Annotated in this window: 17 protein-coding genes and 2 pseudogenes; 6 read left to right on the top strand and 13 right to left on the bottom strand. The window is 75.0% G+C overall.

Annotation, left to right across the window (positions count from 1 at the left end):
- Positions 1-179: 179 nt before the first annotated feature.
- Both EF903_RS11275 and EF903_RS11280 read left to right on the top strand, forming a co-directional pair.
- Complete coding sequence (locus tag EF903_RS11275; protein WP_260615082.1) at positions 180-797, top strand: hypothetical protein; 618 nt, start codon at positions 180-182, stop codon at positions 795-797.
- Between the two features lie 121 nt (positions 798-918).
- A complete protein-coding gene (locus EF903_RS11280) occupies positions 919-1,143 on the top strand; it encodes a hypothetical protein (protein WP_125543067.1) in 225 nt (74 codons plus the stop codon).
- 24 nt (positions 1,144-1,167) lie between these two features.
- Here the strand turns inward: EF903_RS11280 and EF903_RS11285 are convergent, their stop codons facing one another.
- Together EF903_RS11285 and EF903_RS11290 are read right to left on the bottom strand one after the other, a co-directional pair.
- On the bottom strand, positions 1,168-1,935 hold the full coding sequence (locus EF903_RS11285) for an NPP1 family protein (protein ID WP_260615083.1): 768 nt from the start codon (positions 1,933-1,935) through the stop codon (positions 1,168-1,170).
- A 304-nt stretch (positions 1,936-2,239) separates the two neighbouring features.
- A complete protein-coding gene (locus EF903_RS11290; protein WP_125543069.1) occupies positions 2,240-2,497 on the bottom strand; it encodes a hypothetical protein in 258 nt (85 codons plus the stop codon).
- 160 nt (positions 2,498-2,657) lie between these two features.
- Between EF903_RS11290 and EF903_RS11295 the strand changes: the two genes are divergently transcribed.
- Positions 2,658-3,485 carry a MerR family transcriptional regulator gene (locus EF903_RS11295; protein ID WP_125543070.1) on the top strand — a complete coding sequence of 276 codons (828 nt, stop codon included), beginning with the start codon at positions 2,658-2,660 and terminating at the stop codon, positions 3,483-3,485.
- Positions 3,486-3,543: 58 nt separating this feature from the next.
- Here EF903_RS11295 and EF903_RS11300 read toward each other — a convergent pair whose 3' ends face one another.
- Both EF903_RS11300 and EF903_RS11305 read right to left on the bottom strand, forming a co-directional pair.
- Positions 3,544-4,077, bottom strand: coding sequence for a hypothetical protein (locus EF903_RS11300; RefSeq protein WP_125543071.1), 534 nt, complete (start codon positions 4,075-4,077; stop codon positions 3,544-3,546).
- A gap of 162 nt (positions 4,078-4,239) precedes the next feature.
- Positions 4,240-4,803 (bottom strand): TetR/AcrR family transcriptional regulator, encoded by a 564-nt coding sequence (locus EF903_RS11305; protein WP_125543072.1) that lies wholly within the window; start codon positions 4,801-4,803, stop codon positions 4,240-4,242.
- A 57-nt stretch (positions 4,804-4,860) separates the two neighbouring features.
- On the opposite strand from EF903_RS11305, the gene EF903_RS11310 reads away from it, so the two are divergent.
- The gene (locus EF903_RS11310; protein WP_185902616.1) at positions 4,861-5,283 is read left to right on the top strand and encodes a DUF1707 domain-containing protein; all 423 of its coding nucleotides are present in this window, start codon (positions 4,861-4,863) and stop codon (positions 5,281-5,283) included.
- Between the two features lie 43 nt (positions 5,284-5,326).
- On the opposite strand, the gene EF903_RS11315 is transcribed toward EF903_RS11310, so the two are convergent.
- The 8 genes and pseudogenes from EF903_RS11315 to EF903_RS11350 form a co-directional block, all read right to left on the bottom strand.
- Positions 5,327-8,563, bottom strand: coding sequence for an ATP-binding protein (locus tag EF903_RS11315; RefSeq protein ID WP_399420614.1), 3,237 nt, complete (start codon positions 8,561-8,563; stop codon positions 5,327-5,329).
- A gap of 893 nt (positions 8,564-9,456) precedes the next feature.
- Positions 9,457-11,061 (bottom strand): NAD(P)/FAD-dependent oxidoreductase, encoded by a 1,605-nt coding sequence (locus EF903_RS11320; RefSeq protein ID WP_125543074.1) that lies wholly within the window; start codon positions 11,059-11,061, stop codon positions 9,457-9,459.
- A gap of 172 nt (positions 11,062-11,233) precedes the next feature.
- Positions 11,234-11,713: pseudogene (locus EF903_RS36085) on the bottom strand (EF-hand domain-containing protein); the annotation flags it as partial.
- Positions 11,714-11,863: 150 nt separating this feature from the next.
- Positions 11,864-13,414 (bottom strand): DUF4246 domain-containing protein, encoded by a 1,551-nt coding sequence (locus EF903_RS11330; RefSeq protein WP_399420616.1) that lies wholly within the window; start codon positions 13,412-13,414, stop codon positions 11,864-11,866.
- A gap of 83 nt (positions 13,415-13,497) precedes the next feature.
- Positions 13,498-14,853: a cytochrome P450 gene (locus EF903_RS11335; RefSeq protein WP_260615086.1), complete on the bottom strand. Its 1,356-nt coding sequence runs from the start codon at positions 14,851-14,853 to the stop codon at positions 13,498-13,500.
- 14 nt (positions 14,854-14,867) lie between these two features.
- On the bottom strand, positions 14,868-15,986 hold the full coding sequence (locus EF903_RS11340; protein ID WP_185902617.1) for a selina-4(15),7(11)-diene synthase: 1,119 nt from the start codon (positions 15,984-15,986) through the stop codon (positions 14,868-14,870).
- 269 nt (positions 15,987-16,255) lie between these two features.
- Complete coding sequence (locus tag EF903_RS11345) at positions 16,256-17,674, bottom strand: cytochrome P450 (protein WP_260615087.1); 1,419 nt, start codon at positions 17,672-17,674, stop codon at positions 16,256-16,258.
- A 216-nt stretch (positions 17,675-17,890) separates the two neighbouring features.
- Positions 17,891-18,478, bottom strand: coding sequence for a cysteine hydrolase family protein (locus tag EF903_RS11350; RefSeq protein WP_125543077.1), 588 nt, complete (start codon positions 18,476-18,478; stop codon positions 17,891-17,893).
- Positions 18,479-18,551: 73 nt separating this feature from the next.
- On the opposite strand from EF903_RS11350, the gene EF903_RS11355 reads away from it, so the two are divergent.
- Together EF903_RS11355 and EF903_RS11360 are read left to right on the top strand one after the other, a co-directional pair.
- The gene (locus tag EF903_RS11355) at positions 18,552-19,565 is read left to right on the top strand and encodes a GlxA family transcriptional regulator (protein WP_125543078.1); all 1,014 of its coding nucleotides are present in this window, start codon (positions 18,552-18,554) and stop codon (positions 19,563-19,565) included.
- A 57-nt stretch (positions 19,566-19,622) separates the two neighbouring features.
- Positions 19,623-20,405 carry a lysophospholipid acyltransferase family protein gene (locus tag EF903_RS11360; protein ID WP_125543079.1) on the top strand — a complete coding sequence of 261 codons (783 nt, stop codon included), beginning with the start codon at positions 19,623-19,625 and terminating at the stop codon, positions 20,403-20,405.
- An 85-nt stretch (positions 20,406-20,490) separates the two neighbouring features.
- Here EF903_RS11360 and EF903_RS33965 read toward each other — a convergent pair.
- Positions 20,491-21,913, bottom strand: a pseudogene (locus EF903_RS33965) (hypothetical protein); the annotation flags it as partial.

Genomic DNA, 21,913 nt, shown 5'->3' on the forward strand with positions numbered 1-21,913 from the left:
GGGTCGGGGAGCATCTGCGCCCCGCCCCCGGTCGGCGTGCCGGCCCCGGTCGGCGTGCCCGGCCCCCGGCCGGTGCCGGCGGGGTCTGGGACACATCCCCGCCCTGCCGTGGTGTGGCCCGTGCTTCCGGGGACCCCGCGTCGGCGATCATGGACGCCGGTATACGGAGGAGTGGGGCTGTGGGGCACCTGGAAATGAGCACCGGCGACATGCGGGACGTGATCCGCCTGCTGACGGCGGTGGAGCGGACACCCGAGCAGGACAGGGTCCTCGGATCGGCGCGGGAGCGGTGCGCGCGGGCGGACGCGCGGTTCGAGGCGGAGGGCGTCCGGCTGGACGTGCCGGTCGCACAGGCGCTGGAGGAGCTGCTGGAGGGCGCACCCAGCGCGGACGAGGGGCCCGGGTACACGTACGCCTTCCAGGCGCTGGTCGCGGTGCTGTTCTCCGACACCTGCGACCTCGGCCACTGGAACCGGCCGTCCTGGTTCCACACCGTGGACGACGAGATGACCCGCCTCGGGGTCCCCGAGGACCTGGCGCCGGCCTCGCTCCTGTTCGGCGGCCCGCCGCTGCGCCTGCCGCATCCCGGTGACGCGCTCCCCTGCATCGGCACCTTCCCGGCCTCGCGGGCCGCGGAGGTCGTCGAGGCGTACGAGGCGGTCCTCGACCGGCTCGAACCGGAAGTCCGCGAGACGGCGGAAGTGCTGCTGGGGCCGATGCGGGACGAGGCCGTCGAGTGGGAGGCCGCGAAAGGGACGGGCCGGAGGGCGGACACCGTCTTTTTCTGGCTCCACTGAGCTCCCCGGCCGCCGTGCGCGGCGGGCTCCGCGCGCGCCGTGCCGGGATCGGCCCGGCGCCGCGTATATGTTCTGTGCTGCCGTCGGAAGCGGCCGACGGCTCCACAGCGAGGGTGGGGCGATGGACCAGAGGACACCGGTGGGCCCCGACGAGCCGGGGCGGCTCTCCGACGAGGAGATGATGAAGCTGGTCGACGAGATGCTGGAGAGCATCCCGCCCGAGGAGGCCGAGGCCTACCTGGCGGCCGTCGCAGACGGCGAGGAGGCCCCTCGGCCGGCGCCGGTCGACCTGACCCCCGCGCAGGCGCACGACCTCCTGCTCTTCCTCCACCGCGGCGGCGGCTGAGCGTCGTCCGCCGCGAGCGGCAGGCTAGAGGTACGGGTCGAAGGGAATGCCCGCCGGCTTCGCCTCCGCGAGGTGCGACTGGAAGGAGCCGTCCTTCAGGCCGAAGTGCGCGCTGCCGAAGTCGGCCTGGCTGAGCTTGTCCCGCAGGGTCGCCGGGTAGCCGGACCAGCCGACGAGCGCGGGGAACTGCCAGGTCCGCTCGTGGTTCTCCGGCGGTTCGTCGTTGGTGTTGGCGGCGCGGAAGCAGTGCGTGCCCCAGCCGTCCTTGTGGTAGACGACCTTGGGGTGGCTGCCGTCCCAGCGGATCCGGTCGCGGGAGTGGATCACGAAGTCGCCGTGGGCGGACGTGGCGACGTACTTGGCCTCGCCGTTCTGGATCCACACCACGACGTGTTCCCAGTCGTGGCGGTGGCCGCCGAGGCTGATGCCGGGGATGGCCTGGTCCTTCTCGAAGTAGAGCGCGTAGACGACGCCGCACCAGCCGTTGTTGCAGGTGGCGCGGGAGTAGCTGTTGGTGTTGTCGAGGTCGGCGGCGTCCCGGCAGTTGCCGTCGAGGGCGCCGGTCGGCTTGAGGCCGCCGTTGAGGACGCCGGTCGGCCCTATGGCGGGGGTCGGGTAGCAGCCGTCGGTGTCGTAGTCGAAGGCGGGCTGGAAGGCCAGTTCCATCGGCTCGGCGTTGGCGGGGAGTGCGGGCGGGGGCGCGGCGAACGCGGCCTGCGGCACGCCGACGACCAGGGCGAGGGCGGCGCCCAGGGTGACGGCTGATCTGCGGAGGTGACGGTTCGCGCGCACGGCGGGCCTCCCGGCCTGTGGGGGGTGGTGGCGTGGCATGCAGGCCGCCGGTCACCGCCCCGGCGCCGCACGCCGGGAGCATCATTGGCGAACGAGGTCGCCGGGGCAAGGGTCGAGCATCACAAATACTGTTCAGACAGGGCGAGTTGGGCGCTTCGGTGCGCTGATGCGGAGAGTGCGGCGGTACGGTCGCCATGCACGCACGCCGGGGCCCCTTGGAGGGCCCCGGCGGGGTGCTCATGCCACGGGAGGCTGGTGGCGCGGCCGCGTCGGGCCGGTCAGGTGCTGGTGCGAAAGAGGCGGCCTAGCAGTTCTCGCTGATGACGGACTCCAGGTCGGACAGGGAGGTACGTTCCTCCTCGATCTTCTTCAGGAGGACTTCCCGGGTCTGCCCGAGTGCTGCGATCTGCTGCTGGTCCGGGTCGGGCCTGGCCGCCAGTGCGGCGATGGCGTCTGCCACCTCGTCCGCATGCCTCTCGGTGGCCTTGATGCTCTTCTCCAGCTCTTTGGCGAGGCGCCTCATCAGCTGGCAGCCGGACTCCCCGCTCGCCGGTGCGTTCACGGGCCTGCTCCTTCCTGCTTCGCGGCCCCCGGTCGGGACCGGCGCCGCCAGTATCGAAGGCCCCGACCGGCCGTACCTCCCGTGGTGGGCCGCGTGGAGCACAGTGTGCGGGGACGGGCGGGTTGACCTTGCCCCTGGGGGAGACGGGAGTGTTGCCGGCATGGAGGAAGACGCCCTGCTCGGGATCGGCGTGTTCGCGCGCCGGGCCCGCCTGTCGCAGAAGGCCCTGCGGCTGTACGGCCGCCAGGGTCTGCTGCCGCCGGACCACGTCGATCCGGTGACCGGCTACCGGTACTACCGGGAGAGCCGGCTGCGCGAGGCCCGGCTGATCGTGCGGCTGCGCGGGCTGGACATGCCGCTGGCGCAGGTGGGCGCGGTTCTCGCGGCTCCGGCGGCGGAGGCGGCCCGGCTGGTCGCCGCGTACTGGGACGGGGTCGAGCGGCGCGTCGCGGTCCAGCGGGAGCTGGCCGCTCACCTCCGCATCCACCTGCTCGGAGACGAAGGGACGACGGACGACATGTACGAGATCGGGACGCGCGAGGTGGCGAGGCAACTGGTGCTCGTGGAGCAGCGGCACGTCACGCCGGAGGAGCTCCCCGACTGGATTCCGGCAGCCCTGGGCCGGCTGGCCCCGGTCGCCGAGGCGCACGGCGGGTTCTTCGGCCACCCGTTCGTCGTCTACCACGGGGAGGTCGACGAGGACGGCGACGGCCCGGTGGAGCTGTGCGTTCCGGTGGACCCGGCCCGTGGGGGCGAGCTGCCGGCGGCCCACCGTGTCGAGCCGGCGCGGGTGGAGGCGTACGCGCGCATCACGAAGGCGCAGACGGCCTACCCGCAGATCCTGTCCGCGTACGACGCCGTGTACGCGTGGGCGGCAGCCCACGGCCGGGCCCCGGCGGGCTCGCCTCGCGAGGTCTACTTCGCGGACTGGGCCGCGATCGGCGCGGCCGATCCCGCCTGCGACATCGCCCTTCCCCTCGCGGAGTGAGCGTCCGCCGGCCCGCGCAGGCCGTCTGCGCGGGCCGGCGGGATCCGGAAGAGGGTGCCTAGCCGGGGAAGGAGAAGTAGAGGGCGTCGCCGTAGAAGGAGGCGAAGTGGTCCTCCCAGTCTGAGCGGAGCGAGGCCAGCCATGCATCGTTGCGGCCGGCGATCGCCGCCTCGGCCTGGGCCACGGCGGCGGGGATGTCGTCGGCGACGAGGCGCCCGACTCCCGCCTCGGGGTCGCCGCCGGAGAGGGAGACCATCTCGCCCGCCTCCAGGACGAAATAACGCGCCCGCTGCTTCTCCAGGTGGGCCGTGGTCCGCTCGACGCACCGGGCGAAGTCGGAGTCGTCCTCCAGACCGCGGCCGACCGCGCGCAGCAGGTCGCCGAGCAGGGCGGCGCCGCCGGCGTAGTCCGCCGCGATGCCTATGCGGGGATTCCAGATCATGGACGGGACGATGGTCGTCCCGCGCCCCACCAGGAGCTTGTGGGCGAGCGGAATCGACCAGTTGTGTTCCGAGACGCAGCGGATCGCCTGGGGGTTCTCCTGATCGGTGGGCATCGTGTCGGCGGCGTAGAGGTATGAGCGGTTGGCCATGCGGCGACCCTAACAGCGGGGTCCGACAGCGCCGGGCGGAGGCGCCGGCGCGAGGGAGCGCACCCGTCCGGGCGGCCCCGCGGGGCACTTGACGGGTCGTCGTGTTCCGGCCTCCGCGCACGCGCGGCCGTTCGCGAGGCCCCTTTGGCCTTCTGGGCACTGCTACGGCAGGAGTGCGTCGAGGGTGCGGTCGAGGGCGTTCAGGAGTGCCTCGTGGTCGGCCGGGTCGTAGAGCATCCGCAGTGCGAGCCCGTCGCCCAGGGCGATCACGGCGTCGGCGGCGGCCCCGGCGTGCGGGCACCCCGCGCCCTCGAGCCAGGCGGTGAGCGCGTCTCGGACGTCGCGGTCGACCTGGCGGCGGATCGCCGCCAGTCGCGGATGGTGCGCGGCGTGGACCGCGAACGCCAGCTGGGCCGCGGCCTCGGCGCGCCGCTCCTCGTCCAGCGGGAGCACGGTGCGGACGAGGGCGCGCAGCGCCTCCCGCAGCGGCAGGCCGGTGTCGACCCGGGACATCCGCTCCTCGACGCGCTCGCCGGCGAGTTCGGCGGCGAAGACCAGCATCTCCTCCTTCGAGCGGAAGTACTTCTGCACGGCGCCCGCGGAGCGGCCGCTCGCCGCCGCCACGGTGCGGACGCTGATCTGGTCCAGGCCGCGCTCGGCGGCGAGCGCGAGCAGCGCGGCGCCGATCTGCCGGCGCTGCTCCGGCCGGTCGACGGTCTTCGGCACGGGTCCACCCACCTTCTTTGAGATACAGTCGTATTCTAATAGGGGAAGGGAGAAGCGATGGAGAACAGCCTCGGAAAGCCGTCCGCGCCCGCGCTGCGGGTGTCGGACGCCGAACGGGACGGTGCGCTCGGCATCCTGGCCTCGGCTCTGGCGGAGGGCCGGCTCGACGCGCGGGAGCACGCGGACCGGGTCCGGCGGGCCCTCGCCGCGCGCACCGCGGGCGACCTGGCCGCACTGACCGCCGACCTGCCCGCCCCGGCGCCCGGCCGGGCCGAACGGGACCGCCGCGACCTGGCGGAGTGGCTCGCGGAATGGCGGTACTGGCTCGGCGGATCGGTCGTCCTGTCGGCGGTATGGGGAGTCCGCTGCCTCGGGAAGGGGGAGCTGACGTACTACTGGCCCGTCGCCCCGCTCGCCGTGTGGGCGGCGGTGCTCGTCGCCGTGGCGATCTGGCCCCGCAGCGAGGACGGCACGGCCTGACACCGCGGGGCCGGGGACGGGGCGGCGGCGGGGCGGCTCCGACTCAGCCGGCGGTGAGCAGGGCCGCGACCTCGGCCGGTGTGAGCGCGGCGCCCTCCGCCGCCTCCTTCTCGTAGCGGGCCGGGCCGAGCAGGGCGCGTGCCTCGTCGGGGATCGGCGCGACGGCGGCCTGCTCCACCACGGAGCGCGGGTGCCCCGCGCGCCACGCCGTGGCCGCGCCGAGGACCCGTACGGCCTCCGGGGTCCGTCCTGCCCGCGACAGCAGCGCGGCCGCGGTGTCGGCGAGCGAGGCCAGGACGCGCTCCGCGCAGTGCGCGGCGACGGCGCCGGCGAGCGCCGGCCCGATGGCGGCGAGGCCCGCCTCCGGGCCGGCTTCGCGGCCCCGCAGCACGGCGTCGATGTTGTCGAGCCCGGCGACGAGCTGGGCGGGAGCCGCGAACCGGGCGGCATCCGCGCGGGCCCGCCGGTGCGCGGCGCGGGCCGCTGCGAGGTCCCCGCGGATGAGGGCGACGAGGCTCGTCAGCAGTCCGGCGTAGGCGCGGACGTCGTACACGCCGCCGTACCTGTCGACTTGGCGGGCCGACTCGGCCAGGAGCCGCTCCGCGCCCGCGAAATCCCCTGCGCAGAGGGCGGCCTCGGCGATGCGGGCGGTGATGAACGGCGTCTCCGTATGGGCCCCGACCTCGCGGGCGAGGCGCAGGCATTCGTCGAACTCGCCGCGCGCCGCGCCGTACCGGCCGCGGGAGAGCGCCACCTCGCCGGCGGCGGCCGCCACCTGGGCGCGGATCCACCGGTCGCCGACCCGTTCGGCGAGGCCGTGGAGTTCGGCGAGGTCCGCGTCGACGGCGGGCAGGCCGCCGGTGACGTCGATGGCGAGGTGGGTGCGCAGCAGGAGCGTGACGCCCAGCTCCCAGGCCCCGCCGTGGCGGCGGCAGTTCGCGACCGCCTCGTCGAGGGCCCCGCGGACGTCCAGGACGTCTCCGGCGAGGAGGAGGGTCATGGGCCAGAGCATGCCGGGGAAGCGGGCCGTCTCGGGCCCGGGCGTCGCGAACACCGTCCGCATGCGCTCGGCGAGCGCGGTGTTGGCGGGGGTGCGGAACTCCTCGGGCGCCTCGCCTTGGGCGCGCAGGAAGACATCGAGCATGCGGACGCGCATGACGCGCCAGTAGGCGGGGGTGCCCTCGGGCGGCTCCGCGCCCCGGTTCCGCAGGACCCGGCCCACCCAGTCGGCGCCTTCGGCGCGGTAGTTGCGCAGCCACCAGAACCAGCCGAGCGCGACGGCGAACCGCTCGCCGGCCTCGGCCGTTCCGGCCCCCGTGGTGTGCCGGAGAGCCGCCCGGAGGTTGTCCAGCTCGGTCTCGACCCGCCGGATCCAGGGCAGTTGGGCGGAGCCGCGCAGCAGCGGCTCCGCCTCCTCGGCGAGGGCGAGGAAGTACGCGGCGTGCCGGTCGGCGGCTGCGAAGCGGTCGGCGGCGTCCTCGGCGGCGCGTTCGGCGGCGTACTCGTGGATCGTCTCCAGCATGCGGTAGCGCATGCCGCGGCCGTCGGGGTCGGGGGCGGCCGCGACGAGGGACTTGTCGATGAGCGAGCCGAGGAGGCCGGCGACGTCCGGGCCGCCGCCGTCACCGCAGACGGCCTCGGCGGCCGCCAGGTCGCAGCCGCCGGCGAAGGCGGAGAGGCGGCGCAGGACGGTCCGCTCCCCCTCGTCGAGGAGGTCCCAGGACCAGTCGACGACGGCGCGCAGGGTCTGCTGGCGGGGCAGGACCGTACGGGCTCCCCCGGTGAGGAGCCGGAAGCGGTCGTCGAGGCGGTCGGCGATCTGGCGTGGGGTGAGCAGCCTCAGCCGGGCGGCCGCCAGTTCGATGGCCAGCGGGAGGCCGTCGAGGCGGGCGCATATCTCGGCGACGGCGTCCGGGTCGTCGTCCGGGGAGAAGCCGGGGACGGCCGCGGCGGCGCGTTCGGCGAAGAGGCGGTGCGCGGGCTCCGGCGGGAGGGGCCCGACGGGGCGGATCGTCTCACCGGGCACGCCGAGGGGTTCGCGGCTCGTCGTGAGGATCCGGACACCGGGGCAGTGGGTGAGGAGCAGTTCGGCGAGTTCGGCGGCGGCCGCGACGACGTGCTCGCAGTTGTCGAGGATGATCAGCAGGCGGCGGTCGGCGCACAGTCGGACGAGCCGCGCGGCGGGATCGGCGGCGGGTGCCTCACGGGCCACGAGGGTGTCCTCGCGCAGGCCGAGGGCGCTGAGGACGGCGCCGGGGACGGCGGCGGGCTCGTCGAGGGGGGCGAGTTCCACCAGCCACACAGGGTCCGGGTGGGCGGCGGCGCCCTCCTCGGCGAGCCGGGTCTTGCCGGAGCCGCCCGGCCCCGTGAGGGTGACGAGGCGCGGTCCGGCGAGGTCGGCCCGGAGGGCGGCCAGTTCCGGTTCGCGTCCGACGAAGGAGTTCAGGCGGGGCCGCAGGTTGCCGCCCGCCGGGCCGGGACGCTCTCGCGCGGGCTGCCGGCCGGCCGGGGGCGCGGCGGCGGGGTTCAGCAGTTCGGCGTGCAGGGCGGCGAGTTCGGGGCCCGGGTCGGTGCCGAGGGCGTCGGCGAGGGTGCGGCGGGTGCGTTCGTACGCGGCGAGGGCGTCGGCGGGCCGGCCGGCCGCCCGCAGGGCGCGCACCTGCTGGGCGCGCAGCGTCTCGTCGTACGGGTTCTCCCGGATCAGCGCCTCGATCTCGGCCGGCAGCCCCGCCGGATCCGCGGCTCCGGAGCGCAGGTCGGCCTCGATGCGGTCGCGCAGGGCAGCGGTGCGCTGTGCTTCGAGGGCGGCGGCGTGCCGGCTGCGGGCGGGTTCGGGGAGGTCGGCCAGGGCCGGCCCGCGCCACAGGTCGAGGGCGGAGCGCAGGCGGGCGGCAGCGCCGGCGGGGTCGGCGGGAGCCGCCGTCAGCCGGGAGCGGCCTTCGCGGGCGAGCCGGGTGAAGCGGTGCAGGTCGACGTCGTCGCGGTCGGCGACGGCGAGGCGGTAGCCGCCCGCAGGATCCGCCAGGACGGTGTCCCGACCGCCCAGGGCCCGCCGCAGGCGGGCGACGAGCGCCTGCAGGGCGGCCGGGGCGTCCCGGGGAGGCCGGTCGCCCCAGACGTCGGCGACGAGGTCGGTGACGGAGGCGGCGGCCGGACCGCCGGCGCGCAGGGCGAGGGCGGCCAGGAGCGCGCGCAGGCGCGCCCCGCCGATCGGAAGGGGGGAGCCGGCCGCGCTGCGCGCTTCGGTGACGCCGAGGATGAGGTACCGCACCGGCCCCATTGTGCCGGACCCCCGGGGGCCGCCCCGCTGCACCCGGCAGCTGCGGGCCGCCGACCTGCGCGGACGGCCCGCGCGTTGGCACAGCGGGTGCGCGGGCCGGCCGTCCGGCACACGGCCGCCGAAACCTGCGGTGCACAGGGTGCCCCCGGAGTCCGGGGCCGTGCCCCGCACGGCGGACGGCCGGCCGGGCCTGCGCAGGGGACCGGGCAGCGGCAGGGCGCGGTACCGGGCGCGGGGCGCGGGCCGTGCCCCCGTCAGCCCCGGCAGCCGGCCGGTGCGTCGGGGAGGGAGCCGCGGTGGCGGCGCCGTGCTCGACGGGGAAGAGCACCGCCCGCCCGCCCGCCGCACCGCCGGTGCGCCGGAACCGCGGCCGGGCGCCGCCCCGGACGGGTTCACGCAGAGCCGTGGCCCCCGCCAGAAGCCGCAGACCGCGCGGGCGTCCAGGAGAGAGCCGCGGTGGCGGCGCCGTGCTCGACGGGGAAGAGCACCGCCCGCCCGCCTGCCGCACCGCCGGTGCGCCGGAACCGCGGCCGGGCGCCGCCCCGGACGGGTTCACGCGCGGGACCGTGCCCCCCGCCAGAAGCCGCACACCGCGCGGGCGTCCAGGAGAGAGCCGCGGTGGCGGCGCCGTGCTCGACGGGGAAGAGCACCACCCGCCCGCCTGCCGCACCGCCGGTGCGCCGGAACCGCGGCCGGGCGCCGCCCCGGACGGATTCACGCTGAGCCGTGGCCCCCGCCAGAAGCCGCACACCGCGCGGGCGTCCGGGAGAGGCAAGGTGGCGGAGCCGTGCTGGGCAGGGCGGAGCACCACCCACCTGCCGACGCACCGCGGGTGCGCCGACTCCGCGGCCGGGCGCCGCCCGGACGGGTCCGCGCGCGGGGCCGTGTCCCCGTCAGAAGCCGCAGACCGCGCGGGCGTCCGGGAAGAGCGCGGGGTGGCGGCGCCGGTACTCGACCAGGCACTGGGCGACCGCGGCGCCCTCCCCCACGGCGGCGCCGACACGCTTGACCGATCCGGAGCGCACATCGCCGACGGCGAAGACGCCGGGGACGCTCGTCTCCATCGGCAGGGCGTCCGCCCCGGCGACGTCGCTCCCGGTGAGGATGTAGCCGCGGTCGTCGAGGGCGAGGGTTCCGCCGAGCCAGTCGGTCGAGGGGTGGCCGCCGATCAGGACGTACAGGCAGTGCGCGGGGACCGTCTGCTCCCCGCCGTCGCGGTCGCGGAGCCGGAGGCCGGTGAGGGTGGACCCGCCGAGGCATTCGGCGACCTCGGTGCCGAGGAGGACACGCAGGCCGGGTGTGCGCCCGATGCGCCGGACCAGGTAGTCGGACATGGAGGCGCCGAGGTCGGTGCCCCGTACGAGGAGGGTGACGGTGCGGGCGTAGCGGGCGAAGTAGAGGGCGGCCTGCCCGGCGGAGTTGCCGGCGCCGACCATGTAGACGTCCTCGCCGGCGGCCGAGGGCGCGTCGGACAGGCACGAGCCGTAGTAGACGCCGGAGTTGAGCAGGCGGTCGACGCCGGGGGCCGTCAGGCGGTTCCAGTCCACGCCGGTGGCGACGACCACCGCGGCGGCGGTCACGGAGGCCGTCTCGTCGGTGCCCGCCTTGACGAAGTCGATCCGGTGGCGGCCGCCCTCCGCGGGCGAGACCCGGCTGGCCACGCGGGTGGGCTGCCATTCGACGCGGGCCCGGCGTGCCTGCTGCAGGGCGCGCTGGGCGAGGTCGCCGCCGGTGAGGCCCGTCGGGAAACCGAGGTAGTTCTCGATCCGCGAGGTCGTCCCGGCCTGCCCGCCGGGCGCGTCGTCCTCGATGACGACGACGCTCATGCCCTCGGCGGCTGCGTACACCGCCGCGGACAGGCCGCCGGGGCCGCCGCCGATCACGGCGACGTCGTAGTGGTCCTGCCCGGCGGGGCGGATCAGGCCGAGGCGCTCGGCGAGTTCGCTGATCGACGGGTCCGCCATCTCGGTGCCGTCGCCGAGGCGGACGGTCACCGGGGCGTCCCGCGCTTCCTGCTCGGGCAGCCAGCGGAAGATGACGCCGCTGCGGCCGAGGAAGTCGCGGACCGCGTAGGCCGCGGGCGAGAAGCGGCTGCCGCGCACCTCGGCGGTGGGCAGTTCGCCGCGGGAGTCGGCGTTCCAGGTGCACAGGGAGTCGTCGAGCGCGCCGCGCAGGTCCTCGGCGCGGCTCCCCGCTGCCGCGGCCTCCCTGCTTTCCGCGGCGGCGGGGGCGTCGTCGCGGTGGCGGGCCAGCGGGATCCAGCGGACTCCGGGATGCTGCGCGGCTCCGGGGGCCGGGGCTTCGTCGGCGAGGACGGCCGCGACGGGTACCCGGCGGTCGGCCAGCGAGTTGAGCGCCCGGGCCATCTCTGCCGGCCCGCCGACCTGGAGCACCCGGAAGGAGGTCCGGTACCAGCTCTGCACCAGCTCGGCCGTTTCGTGGCGGCGGAGCGGGTCGGGGTCGGAGAGGACAATCACCGGCAGTGCGGCATCGGCCATCAAGGGATCCTCCAAGGGGAGCGGGATGGGATGATCGGCTTCCGCTTGGGGTCAACGAGCGGGCGGGCGATACGAAGCGGCTTCGATCCGGCCGGAGCGCGCGGCAGAGGCGGCCGAAGAAGTGGTTGCCGCGGGCGGTGTGGTCCTCGCTGGTGTAGTACTCCTTCATCGCGCGGCTGATCTCGTCCCGGCTCAACTGCCCGTCTCCGTCGGAGTCGAGCCCGTTGAACGCCTCCTCGAAGGTCTCGCGCGGCAGGCGGAACATGCCGTGGAGGAGGTCGGTGTACTCCTGGCGGCTGAGCATGCCGTCGCCGTCGCGGTCGCCGAGCTCGGTCCAGGCGTTGCTCATGCTCCTGATGCGGTCCCAGATGCGGTTCTGGTCGGTGACGATCCGCGCCCGGAACGCCGCCCGGAACTCCGTGCGGTCGACGCCGCCGTCGCCGTCGCGGTCCATCTTCTGGAAGACGGCGTCCCAGAGGTCCTCCAGCGAGCCGCGGAGTCCGGCGACGGCGTCCGGGGCGACGCCGAGCGACTCGGCGAGCCTGTCCGAGAGGCCGGTCACATCCGACTTGCGGAGCCGTCCGTCGCGGTCCGCGTCGAAGACGTCGAAGGACCGGTCGAGCTTCATGTCCAGCACGCTCACAGCAGGCATCCCCTTCACTCGGTTCGGTGCGCCGAATCTAGTCCGGTGAAGGGGGAAGCCATGACCGTGATCACCCGTTTGGTGCGCGGCACACCCGTACGGGCGACGTGCTCCCGTTCAAACCCGTACGCCCTCGGACGGACGGGTGCCGCGGGCCGTTCAGTGCTCGCAGAGGGAGAATTCGCGTTCGTAGACCTGCTCGTTGTGTTCGGCGACGAAGAACTTGCGTTCCCGCATGAGTTCCTCGCGGTACTGCTTCGCCTGCTCCAGCGTCATGGTCGCGGTCTCGGCCCACGGCTGCTGCGGGGGCACGTCGGAGGTCGAGACGATCGTCTCCGACGGGTCGACGAGGAAGAACGCGAGGATCTTGCGGTGCCCGGGGCGGGTGGGGTCCGCGAGTCGGAACGAGTCGACGCGGTGCTGCAGGACGTTCGGGAAGGCCACGCAGCGGCCGGCCGGGGTCGGCACCGATCCCAGCACCTGGTTCATCGCGTCCTCGTTCTCCAGGCCGTAGACCTCGCGCACCCCGTTGTCGTCGTTCTGCTCGTAGTACGGGTCGTCGAGTGCGGCGCGGAAGCCCAGGCGGCTCCCGGTGATGTTCTCGCTGTCCCAGTAGTAGATGCCGGTCGAGACGATCCGCTCGTTCAGCATCCCCTCGACGTGCCAGGAGCCGCCCGGGTACTCGGGCTGCTCCGGGGTGAGGTGGACCGTGGCGAGCTTGACGATGACCTGGAGCCGGCGGCCGCGCAGGTCGACCCGGGAGGCGGCGTCGGGCAGCTCGGGCGGGGTGAACGCCGGGGCGTCCGGGACGACCGGCCTGCGGTTCTCCCACCAGTCGTCCTGGGCCGTCCCCCACGCGCGGAGCGCCGCCTGGTAGGCCTCGTCGTCGTCGAAGCCGGCCCTGTCCGGGCGTTCCGGTTCGGAGTCGTACCAGCCGTAGGGGTCCGCCTCGATCCGCAGGGGCCGCGGGTGCCGCAGGTCGGTGAGGACGTTCTCCAGCAGCGGGAGCATACGGGCGAACAGGTCGGGCAGGACGGCGGCGAGTTCCCGGTGCTCCTCGGGGTGCACGTTGTTGACGTACGAGCGGAAGGCGGCCCGGCCGTCGGCGCTGACGTCGACGTCGCTCGGAAGCCACTGGAACCTCTCGGAGAACTCGTGCTTCGCGTAAGGGCTCGTCGGGTTCCGCCAGGCCCGCTCGGGCCCGCCGCTCACCTCCCGCACCAGGCAGAACAGCGAGGGGTGCACCAGGTCGAGCACCTGGCCGCCGGATCCGGGGTGCCAGTCCTTCTCCTCCTCGGGGACCTCCTCCAGCACCCGCACCGCCTCGCGCAGCCGGGAGCGGAGCCCGTCGTCGACCAGGGTGTCGGACTGCCACACCCCGTCGACGGCGGACACCTCGATGCCGGTGCCGGCGTCCCGGAGCCGGGCGTAGTGGGCGAGTTCGGCGAGGACGTACGCCACCTGTGCCTCGGTGAGACCCTGGGCGACGGCTTCCCGCGTCCACCGGGCCACGACCTCCGGGTCGTCCTTCTTGTCGAACCACCCCTGCTTGGCGCGGATGTGGGCGCTGCACTGCATCATCTCGACCTCCCGCAGGGTGCGGGGAGTCGCGAACAGTGCGGAGCGCACGGACTCAAAGGGCAGGGGGAAAGCAGACTTGCCGGTCAATTGCCTCGGCCTTTCGGACGGATGTGCGACGACGGGCACCATAGCCGAGCCGACCGACACCGCGCCCGCGCGCCCGCCGGCTCCGCGACTTCCCCGTGTGCGGAGCCGGCGTACGGACCCGGGTGTCAGCGGGCGGTGCCGCGGGGGTGGACCTCCATCGGCACGTGATCCGGGTGGGCCATCGCGGACGCCGCTTCCCGCGGGCTGTGCCCGGGGGACGGGCGGAGCTGCCACCGGGACAGGACCGTCGCCAGGACGATGGTGGCCTCCGTCCAGGCGAACGCGTCCCCGATGCAGCGGCGGTTGCCCGACCCGAACGGCACGAACGCCTCGCGGGGTATGTCCCCCCGGCGCTCGGGCAGCCACCGGTCCGGGTCGAAGCTGTCCGGGTCCGCGTACAGGGCCGGGTCCCGGTGGAGGGCGTAGAGGCTGAAGGCGACCTCCGTGCCCGCGGGGAGGCGGAACCCGCCCAGTTCCACTTCCTCGGTGGTGCGGCGCATCAGCAGCGTCACGCCGTGGAGGCGGATCACCTCGTCCAGCACGCGCCGGATCCCCTGCAGCCGCGGCACGTCCGCGATGGTCGCCGGCCGGCCTTCCAGTACCTCCTCGACCTCCGCCACCAGCTGCTTCTCGACCTCCGGGTGGCGGGCGATCTCGTGGAAAGCCCAGGACAGGGTGGAGGCCGTCGTCTCGGTGCCCGCGAAGAGGATCGTGACGAGCTCGTCGCGGACCTCCTCGTCGGTGAGCGCCTCGCCCGTGTCGGCGTCCCTCGCGTCGAGCAGGACCGACAGCAGGTCGCCTCCGCCCTGGTGCCGCTCGCCCGACCGGCGGGTGCCGGCGATGACGTCGTCGATCACCTGGCGCATGCTGCGGGCCGCCGCGTCGAAGGCGCGGTTCGGCGGGATCGGGAGGTGGTCCAGCGCCTTGGGCGAGGCCGCCCGGAGCAGCATGTTCTTCAGGATCACGGGCAGGTCCCGGCGCACCGCCTCGACCGCCGGCCGCCCGATGTCCGTGGAGAACATCGTCGCGGCCAGGATCTCCACGGCCAGCTCGCCCATGACCTGCTCGACCGCGATCGTCTGCCCGGGCGTCCAGGAGTCGGCGAGGGCGCGGGCCCGGCTGCTCATCGTCTCGGCGTAGCCGGCGATGCACGTCTGGTGGAACATCGGCTGGATGAGCCTGCGGTGCCGGCGGTGGACGTCGCCTCCGGCCGTGGCCAGGCCGTTCCCGACCAGCGGACGCACCCGGTCGTACAGGCGGCCCTTCTCGAAGGCACGCGCCTGGCCGACGGTGACGTCACGGACGAGGGCGGCGCTGGTGACGACGTACATGGGCATGCTGCCCAGGTCCACGCGGACGAGGTCGCCGACCTCCCGGAGCGACCGCAGGAACGCGAGGGGGTCGCGTCCCAGCTTCAGGGCGTGGCCGAGCAGGGGCACCCGCCCGGGCGCGGGCGGGATCGATTCCAGCCCTTGGGGCACGGTGAATCCTTTCATCAGGGGGTGGGCGCGAGCAGGGCGGGCACCGGCGTGCGGGCGCTCGGCACGCGCCGCCGCGATTCCGGGAGCAGGTCCCACCACCAGGAGACGGCGGGGATCTCCAGCGGCTCGCCGTCGTCGACGACGGGTGTCTGCCGGAAGCTGGTGGGAAGGCCGGCCGGGTCGTCCGGGGTGGTGTAGCGGTGCGACGACACGCCCCAGTCCTGGGAGCCGCGGATGAAGCTGCCGAGTCCCTGGAGGTACGTGCGCAGTTGCGGGCTCGCCTCGTCGGCGAGGTGCTCCTGCAGGCGCATGAACAGGCACATCACGCGGTCGCGCTGCTCGATGGCCGTGGCCAGCGCCTGTTCGGGCGTCAGGCCGCGCTCCTCCTGCAGCACTCGGATGACGTTGAGCCAGTAGCCGTCGCCCCGGCTCTCCTTGTGGTGGGAGAAGAGGTCGTTGTCCCAGGTGATGACGAAGGAGGCCATCTCGGTGGCGGCCCGGACGTACGGCTGGTCGCGCTCGTGCATCGGCAGCTCGTACCCGTGCCCCATCTCCAGGAGCGGGTACACCACGGTCGTGGCGCCGTCGTAGAGGCGCATCAGCGTGTAGTCGGCCAGGCACGGCACGGTGCCCTCGCGGCGGTGGGACGCCTCCCACACGACGGAGAAGAAGTACTCGCGCAGGGCGTTGCACCAGGCCGCGGCCTGGACGGCCGTGCCGTGGCGGGAGACCCGGCGGGTGAGGTCGCGCAGCCCCTCGGCGAGGGAGTCGCCCGGGAGCATGGGCGCTTCCGGGTTCTGCGCCACGCGCAGCAGGCGGTGCAGCACGCCCGCCAGGTCTCCCGGTCTTCGCCCGAGCGCGCCCTCCTCGCAGAAGCCGTCGTCCACGGCGAAGAGCCACAGGACGAAGTCGGAGAGGAGGGCCACCACCGGCTCCTGCCCTGCGGGCATGACGCGGGCGGCGAAGGTGCCGATGCTGTGGCGCAGGAGGCGCGTGCGCAACTCGTCGGATCCCACCCGGAAGGCTTCCGCCCACGCCGCGGTGTGCGCTTCGACAGCCTCGTGCCGCGGGTGGATGGCCGGCGGGATGGGCGTGTAGATGGGCGGGACTATGAGTCCCGGCTCATTCTTCACTCGTAATCGCCTTTCAGCCGTCGTGCGACGCAACTACCGGCCTGCGCGCAGCTGGCGTCGGTGAGGCTCCCAGCTAAGCCTGGCGCCATGCACGAGTGATCATCATCCCGGCGCATCGTACCCATCGGAACTGGCGCGTCCAATAGTGTTCGCACATGGCACGTGCAGGTGGGGCGGCCGAACCGCCGGGCTTGGGGTGAGCGGCAGCACACCGGCGCCTGTTCCCGGGTCGGCGCCGGGAGGCCGGCGCCGGGCAACTGCCGCAGGAGTCACCGCAGTTTCAGCAGGGACTTCCACCAGGGCCGACGGGCCGTCCCGGTGTGGTGCTGCCCGTGCTGCCGGGCGCCGGCGGCGAAGGCCGAGGCGGGCGGGTGCGCCGCGGCGTCCTGCCGCGCGGGGTGGGCGGGGGTGGCCCGGCGGGGCGGGAAGCGCACCGGCAGCGAGTTGACGCGTGTGGACACCCAGGACGTGGTCAGGCTGAGTTCGTCGGCCTCGGCACGCAGTTCGAGGCCGGGCAGCTCCGAGAGGAGCGTGTCGATGCCCGCCTCCGCGATGGCTCTGCCGATGTCCCGGCCGGGGCACTCGTGCGGGCCGCTGCTGAACGCCAGATGGGACCGGTTCCCGTGCACGGGGACGGAGAGGTCGGAGCGGATGTCCGGGTCGACGTTGCCGGCGGCGAGCCCGAGGAGCAGCATGTCCCCCTGCCGGATCGGCTGGTCTCCGAGGACGGTGTCGCCCGTCGCCCAGCGCCCGGGGACGACCGACAGGGGCGGCGCGTCCCAGAGGACCTGCTCCAGGGCGTCCGGGAGCGTCATGTGGCCGCCCGCGAGGCTGGCCCGGAACCGCGGGTCCGTGAGCACCATGCGGAGGGTGTTCGCGATCAGGTTGACCGTGGTCTCGTTGGCCGCGACGAGGACGAGCCGCAGGTGTTCCAGGACCTCGTCGTCGGTGAGGTTGGAGGCGTGGCCGATCAGCCAGCTGGCGAAGTCGCGGCCGGGGGCGCCCTTCTTCTGCTGCACGAGCTCGCGCAGCGTGTCGACCAGGAAGTCGTTGCTCGCGAGGGCGGTCTGACTGCCCTTCATCAGGTCCAGGCAGGCGCTCACCAGGTGGGGTCCGTACCGGTCGGGCATGCCGAGGAGCTGGCACATGACGAGCATCGGCAGCTTCTCCGCGTACTGCGCGACCAGGTCGGCCTGGCCGGACAGGGCGAAGGCGTCCACCAGCTGCTTGGTGTGCCGTACGACGTACCGGCGGATTCCGCGCCGGTCGACCTGGGCCAGGCTGTCGGTGACGGCTCCGCGCAGCCGCTCGTGCTCCGCACCGTCCGCGAACACGCAGATGGGCTGCCAGCCGACCGTCGGGCCCAGGGGCGAGTCGGGAGAGACCCGCCCCTCCTGGAAGGCGGTCCAGCGGCGTGAGTCGCGGGAGAACAGGGTCGGCTTGCGCATCACTTCGAGGTTCTCGCGATGCCCCAGCACCAGCCAGGCCGGGAGGTCGCCGTGCAGGAGCACGGGCGCGACGGCGCCGTGCCGGGCGCGCAGCTGCTCGTAGAAGGCGGACGGGTCCGCCAGCGCCTCGGGGCCGTAGAGCCTGGCTATGCCGGAGCCGCCCTGACCGTGCGCAGGGCAGCCCGGCGGCGGCACCGCCCCGTGACCGTGTCCCGGGTGTTCTGGACGCAAGGTACTCACAGGGCCTCCGTAGCCGCGGCTGAATGGGATGAGGACACGCGGTGCGCGGAGCGGCCGCGCGTTCTCGTGTCACCGGCACCGGTCCGACAACCGCACCACGGCAGTTGTACAAGATCCAAGCACCTCGCAGCATAACGGCGGCGAATTCCGGCCACCCACCGCGCAGGATCCCGCCACGCCCCGGCTCGCAGCCGTGCGCTCCGGCCCCGCGGCAGGTCAGGTGCGGGCTGCGGCCGTCAGGGCCGCCGTGGCGACCACGCGGGCGAAGCCCCCGCCGTGGAGGGAGGCGGCCGTCGCGCGGGCCAGTTCGCCGGCCGTCAGGTGCCGGCCGTCCGGGCCGGCCAGGTCGAACGTGTGGGTGGCGTCGAGGGCGAACAGGACGTCGTAGCCGAGGTTGCCGGCCATGCGGGCGGTGGTCTCCACGCACATGTTGGTCTGGATGCCGGCCAGCACGATCCGGGTGATGCCGGCCGCCCGCAGCCAGGCGTGGAGGTCGGGGCTGCCGTAGAACGCCGAGTTCACCGACTTCGTGACGAGCAGTTCGGGGCCGGCGCCGCTGCCGCGCGCGGCCTCCACGTAGTCCTTGAAGGCGTTCCCCGCGGACCCGGCCCGCAGGGGCGAGTCGGGGCTGACCGAGTCGTGCCGGACGAAGACGACGGGCCGTCCCGTGTCCTTCCAGGCCGTGATCAGCGCCGCGATGTTGCCGTCGGCCGCCGGGTTGTCGCGGGGGCCCCAGTAGGCCGCGTCGTCGAAGCCCTTCTGGACGTCCACCACGATCAGTGCCGTGTTCTCCGTGATCTCCATGCCGCCATCCTCCCGCTCCCCCGGCCCCGCTTCCAGAAGGCAGGAAGACGGCGATCGATGGTTTACTGCCGCCATGAACCGACCGGCGCCCGTGCACCGCATCGCCCTGCTCGCCTTCCCCGGCATCCGGGCCTTCGACGTCTCGGTCGTCACGGAGGTGTGGGGCGTGGACCGCACCGACCGCGGCGTGCCCGCCTTCGAACTGCGCCGGGTGGCCGCCGGGCCCGAGCCGGTGCCGATGCGCGGCGGGCTCGCCCTCACGCCGGACCGCACCCTCGCCTGGCTGCCCCGCGCCCGGCTCGTCCTCGTCCCGGGCCTGGACGAGCACAGCGCGCCGGCGCCCGAGCCCGTCCTCGCGGCGCTGCGCCGCGCCCACGCGCGCGGCACCACCATCGCCGCCCTGTGCGGCGGCGCCTTCACCCTGGCCCAGGCGGGGCTGCTCGACGGCCGCCGCGCACTGACCCATTGGGCGCTGGCCGACCTGCTGCGCGCCCGGCACCCGCGCGTGCGGGTCGAGCCCGACGCCCTGTTCGTCGAGGACGGCAACGTGTGGACCTCCGCCGGGACCGCCGCCGGCATCGACCTGTGCCTGCACCTGGTGCGCACCGCCCACGGGGCGGAGGCCGCCGCGGCCATCGCCCGGTCGATGGTCACGGCGCCGTTCCGGGCGGGCGGCCAGGCCCAGTTCATCGAGCGTCCGACGCCCCGCTCCGACCGCGGCGCGGACGCGCTGGCCGGCGTGCGGGCGTACGCCCTGGCGCACCTCGACGAACCCCTCGGCGTCGCCGCGCTGGCCGCCCGCGCGGGCATGTCGCCGCGCTCGTTCGCCAGGAACTTCGCCGCCGCGACCGGGACCACGCCGCTGCGGTGGCTCCTGGAGCACCGCATCGCCGCCGCGCAGAAGCTGCTGGAACGCACCGACCTGCCGGTGCCCGAGGTCGCCCGGCGGGCCGGGTTCGGCAGCGAGGTGACCATGCGGCAGCACTTCGCGTCACGACTGGGGACCAGTCCGCGCGCCTACCGCGCCTCGTTCGCAGGGGACGGGTCGAACCAAGAGCCGATTTCCGGATTCGCGGCCTCCTCGTGATCACACCGGTTCCGCCGCCGTTGGTGGTGGGGGCAGTGTTCGAGAAAGAGGGTTCCCGTGTCCGAGAGCATCATCGACGTCGTCGACATCGCGAAGAGCGAGCTCCGCTTCCTCCGGCAGGTGCTCGGCGATGCCGGCGAGAACGCCTGGGAGCGGCTGCTCGAATGGTTCATCGACGACTGGTTCCGGCTGGAGGTGTTCGGGCTGGAGCACGTGCCGGCCGAGGGGCCCGCCGTGCTGGTCGCCAACCATTCCGGCGCCTGGGGGCTGGACGCCTTCGTCATGCAGAAGGCGCTGCTGCGTTCGCTGCGGCGGCCCCTGCAGGTGCTGGCCGCGCCGTTCGTCTTCCACCTGCCGGTGCTGGGGCCGTACGCGGCGCGCAAGGGCGCCGTGCCGATCGACCTGCGGGCGGGCATGCAGCGCCTGGCGGACGGGGAGCTGATCGCTGTGTTCCCCGAGGGGGTCTCCGGGCTGGAGAAGCCTTTCCGCGAGCGCTACCGGCTCCAGCCGTTCAACCCCGGCTTCGCCGTGGCCGCCCTGCACACGGGGGCGCCGATCGTCCCGGTCGCCGTCATCGGCGCCGAGGAGTCCTCCCCGCGGATGGGTGAGCTGCCCGCGCTGGCGAGGTTCCTCGGCCTTCCGTCCTTCCCGCTGACGTCGTTCTTCCCGCTGCCGGCGAAGTGGCTGATCACCATCGGCGAGCCGATCGCCCCGCCCGCGCGGCCGAGGGGGGCCGGGGCCCGCTCGGCGGCCGCACGGCGGCTGGCCGAGGAGGTCCAGGTCGTCGTGCAGGACATGGTCGTACGGGAGCGGGGGCGGCGGGACGCGCTCGTACGGTAGCCGCGGCGGCGGCCGGGCGGGTCGGCCCGGCCGCCGTACGGCCGGCTGGACTCGGCCGGGCCGGCTCGGCCCGGCCCGGCCGCGGTCAGTCGGCGAGGCGGCGGGCGGCCTCGCGCACGTCGGAGGCGGCGCGGATGCACCGGTCGGCGTGCTCGAGCAGCCGCATCCGGAAGCGCTCGCCGGTCTCGTTGCCGTTCCAGCCGGCGTCGGCCGCGCAGGCGGCGAGGCTGCGGGCGTGCCGGTCGAGGCGGTCGGCGGCGGCGCGGGCCGGCGCCGCGTGCGAGGCCGGGGTGTCGGCGCGCGCGGGCGGCGCGGCGGCGGGTGCGCCGGGGGTGGGAAACGCGAGCAGCAGCGTGTGCGGGGCCAGGGTGAGCGGCATCCGGTCGGGGGCCAGCGCGGGCGCGAGCAGGGCGGGCCGGGCGCCCTCGGCGTCCTCGGTGAAGAACCGGACGACCGCCTCGGCGACCCGGACGGCGACCGCGGCGGCCGCGCAGCCGGTGGGCGATCCGCACAGCGGGGACGGTCCGCCGCCCGGCAGGGGGGCCGGCCCGGTGCCGCCGCCGGGGTCGGTGGCGCTGCGGAGCCAGCCGGGGGCGGCGAGGACCTCGGTGCCCGCGGCGACGGCGAGCCCCTCCCAGGCGAACGGGGACCTGACCGGGTGCACGGCGGCGCCCACGGGCGGGAAGCGGTCGAGGGCGAGGGCCACGGCGGCGGCCGGTCCGCCTGCCGCCGCCGGCACGCCCGCGGCGGTGAGGGCCAGTGCCTGGAGGGCCGTGGTGACGGCCGCTTCGGAAACCACGGCGAGGATGTGCGCCAGGGCTTCCTCGGGTCGTCCCGCGCCGGCCGGGAGGCCGTGCCCGGCGCGGGCGGCGGGCACGGCGGGGCCTGTCGCGGAGCAGGCCAGGACGGCGGCCAGGGAGTCGGGGTCCGGGTCGGCCAGGTAGGGGGCGAGGCGCCGGTGCACGGCGGCCGCCCGGGACTCGTAGGCGTGGCTGCCCGCGGCCTCGGCCGCCCTGCGCAGCATCTCGCCGAGCAGCGTGTCCTCGGCGGCGGCCGCGCCCACCACCACCCCGCGCGCGGCGCGCAGCAGTCCCGGCCGCCACGCCTCCCAGGTCAGGGCCTGGTCGTCGCGGCGGTCGGAGGCCAGCCGGCGGAGTTCCCCGGCGAGCGGGCCTGCGAGCGCGGCGTCCGCCGGCGCGGCGGGGAGCGGCAGCGGGTGGTGGGGGTGCAGGCCGTACCGGCGCCCGGCTTCGTCGAGCCGGACGGCGGGGGCGAGCGCGTCGGCGGCGGCGCCGGCGGCGAGGATCCCGGCGGTGTCGGCCGGCCCGAGCGGGACGAGGAAGGAGCCGAACGGGGTCCGCAGCCGGACGGGGCGCCCGCCACGGCTGCGGCGCAGGTGGGCGAGGACCCCGCGGGCGGCGCCCTCGCAGGTGAGGGAGTCCAGGCCGAGGGCGCGGGCGGGCGCGTCCGACCAGGGCAGGCGGCGGGCGAGCAGGGCCGCGCTGAAC

Origin of the sequence: Streptomyces sp. WAC05292, assembly GCF_003949955.1 — a bacterium.
GTDB lineage: Bacteria > Actinomycetota > Actinomycetes > Streptomycetales > Streptomycetaceae > Streptomyces > Streptomyces globosus.

Coding starts and splice junctions, on each gene's coding strand:
- EF903_RS11295 (WP_125543070.1), top strand. CDS start 2,658: ATGGAGGAAGACGCCCTGCTCGGGATCGGCGTGTTCGCGCGCCGGGCC.
- EF903_RS11355 (WP_125543078.1), top strand. CDS start 18,552: ATGAACCGACCGGCGCCCGTGCACCGCATCGCCCTGCTCGCCTTCCCC.
- EF903_RS11330 (WP_399420616.1), bottom strand. CDS start 13,414: ATGGTGCCCGTCGTCGCACATCCGTCCGAAAGGCCGAGGCAATTGACC.
- EF903_RS11350 (WP_125543077.1), bottom strand. CDS start 18,478: ATGGAGATCACGGAGAACACGGCACTGATCGTGGTGGACGTCCAGAAG.
- EF903_RS11320 (WP_125543074.1), bottom strand. CDS start 11,061: ATGGCCGATGCCGCACTGCCGGTGATTGTCCTCTCCGACCCCGACCCG.
- EF903_RS11280 (WP_125543067.1), top strand. CDS start 919: ATGGACCAGAGGACACCGGTGGGCCCCGACGAGCCGGGGCGGCTCTCC.
- EF903_RS11300 (WP_125543071.1), bottom strand. CDS start 4,077: ATGGCCAACCGCTCATACCTCTACGCCGCCGACACGATGCCCACCGAT.
- EF903_RS11315 (WP_399420614.1), bottom strand. CDS start 8,563: ATGGGGCCGGTGCGGTACCTCATCCTCGGCGTCACCGAAGCGCGCAGC.
- EF903_RS11310 (WP_185902616.1), top strand. CDS start 4,861: ATGGAGAACAGCCTCGGAAAGCCGTCCGCGCCCGCGCTGCGGGTGTCG.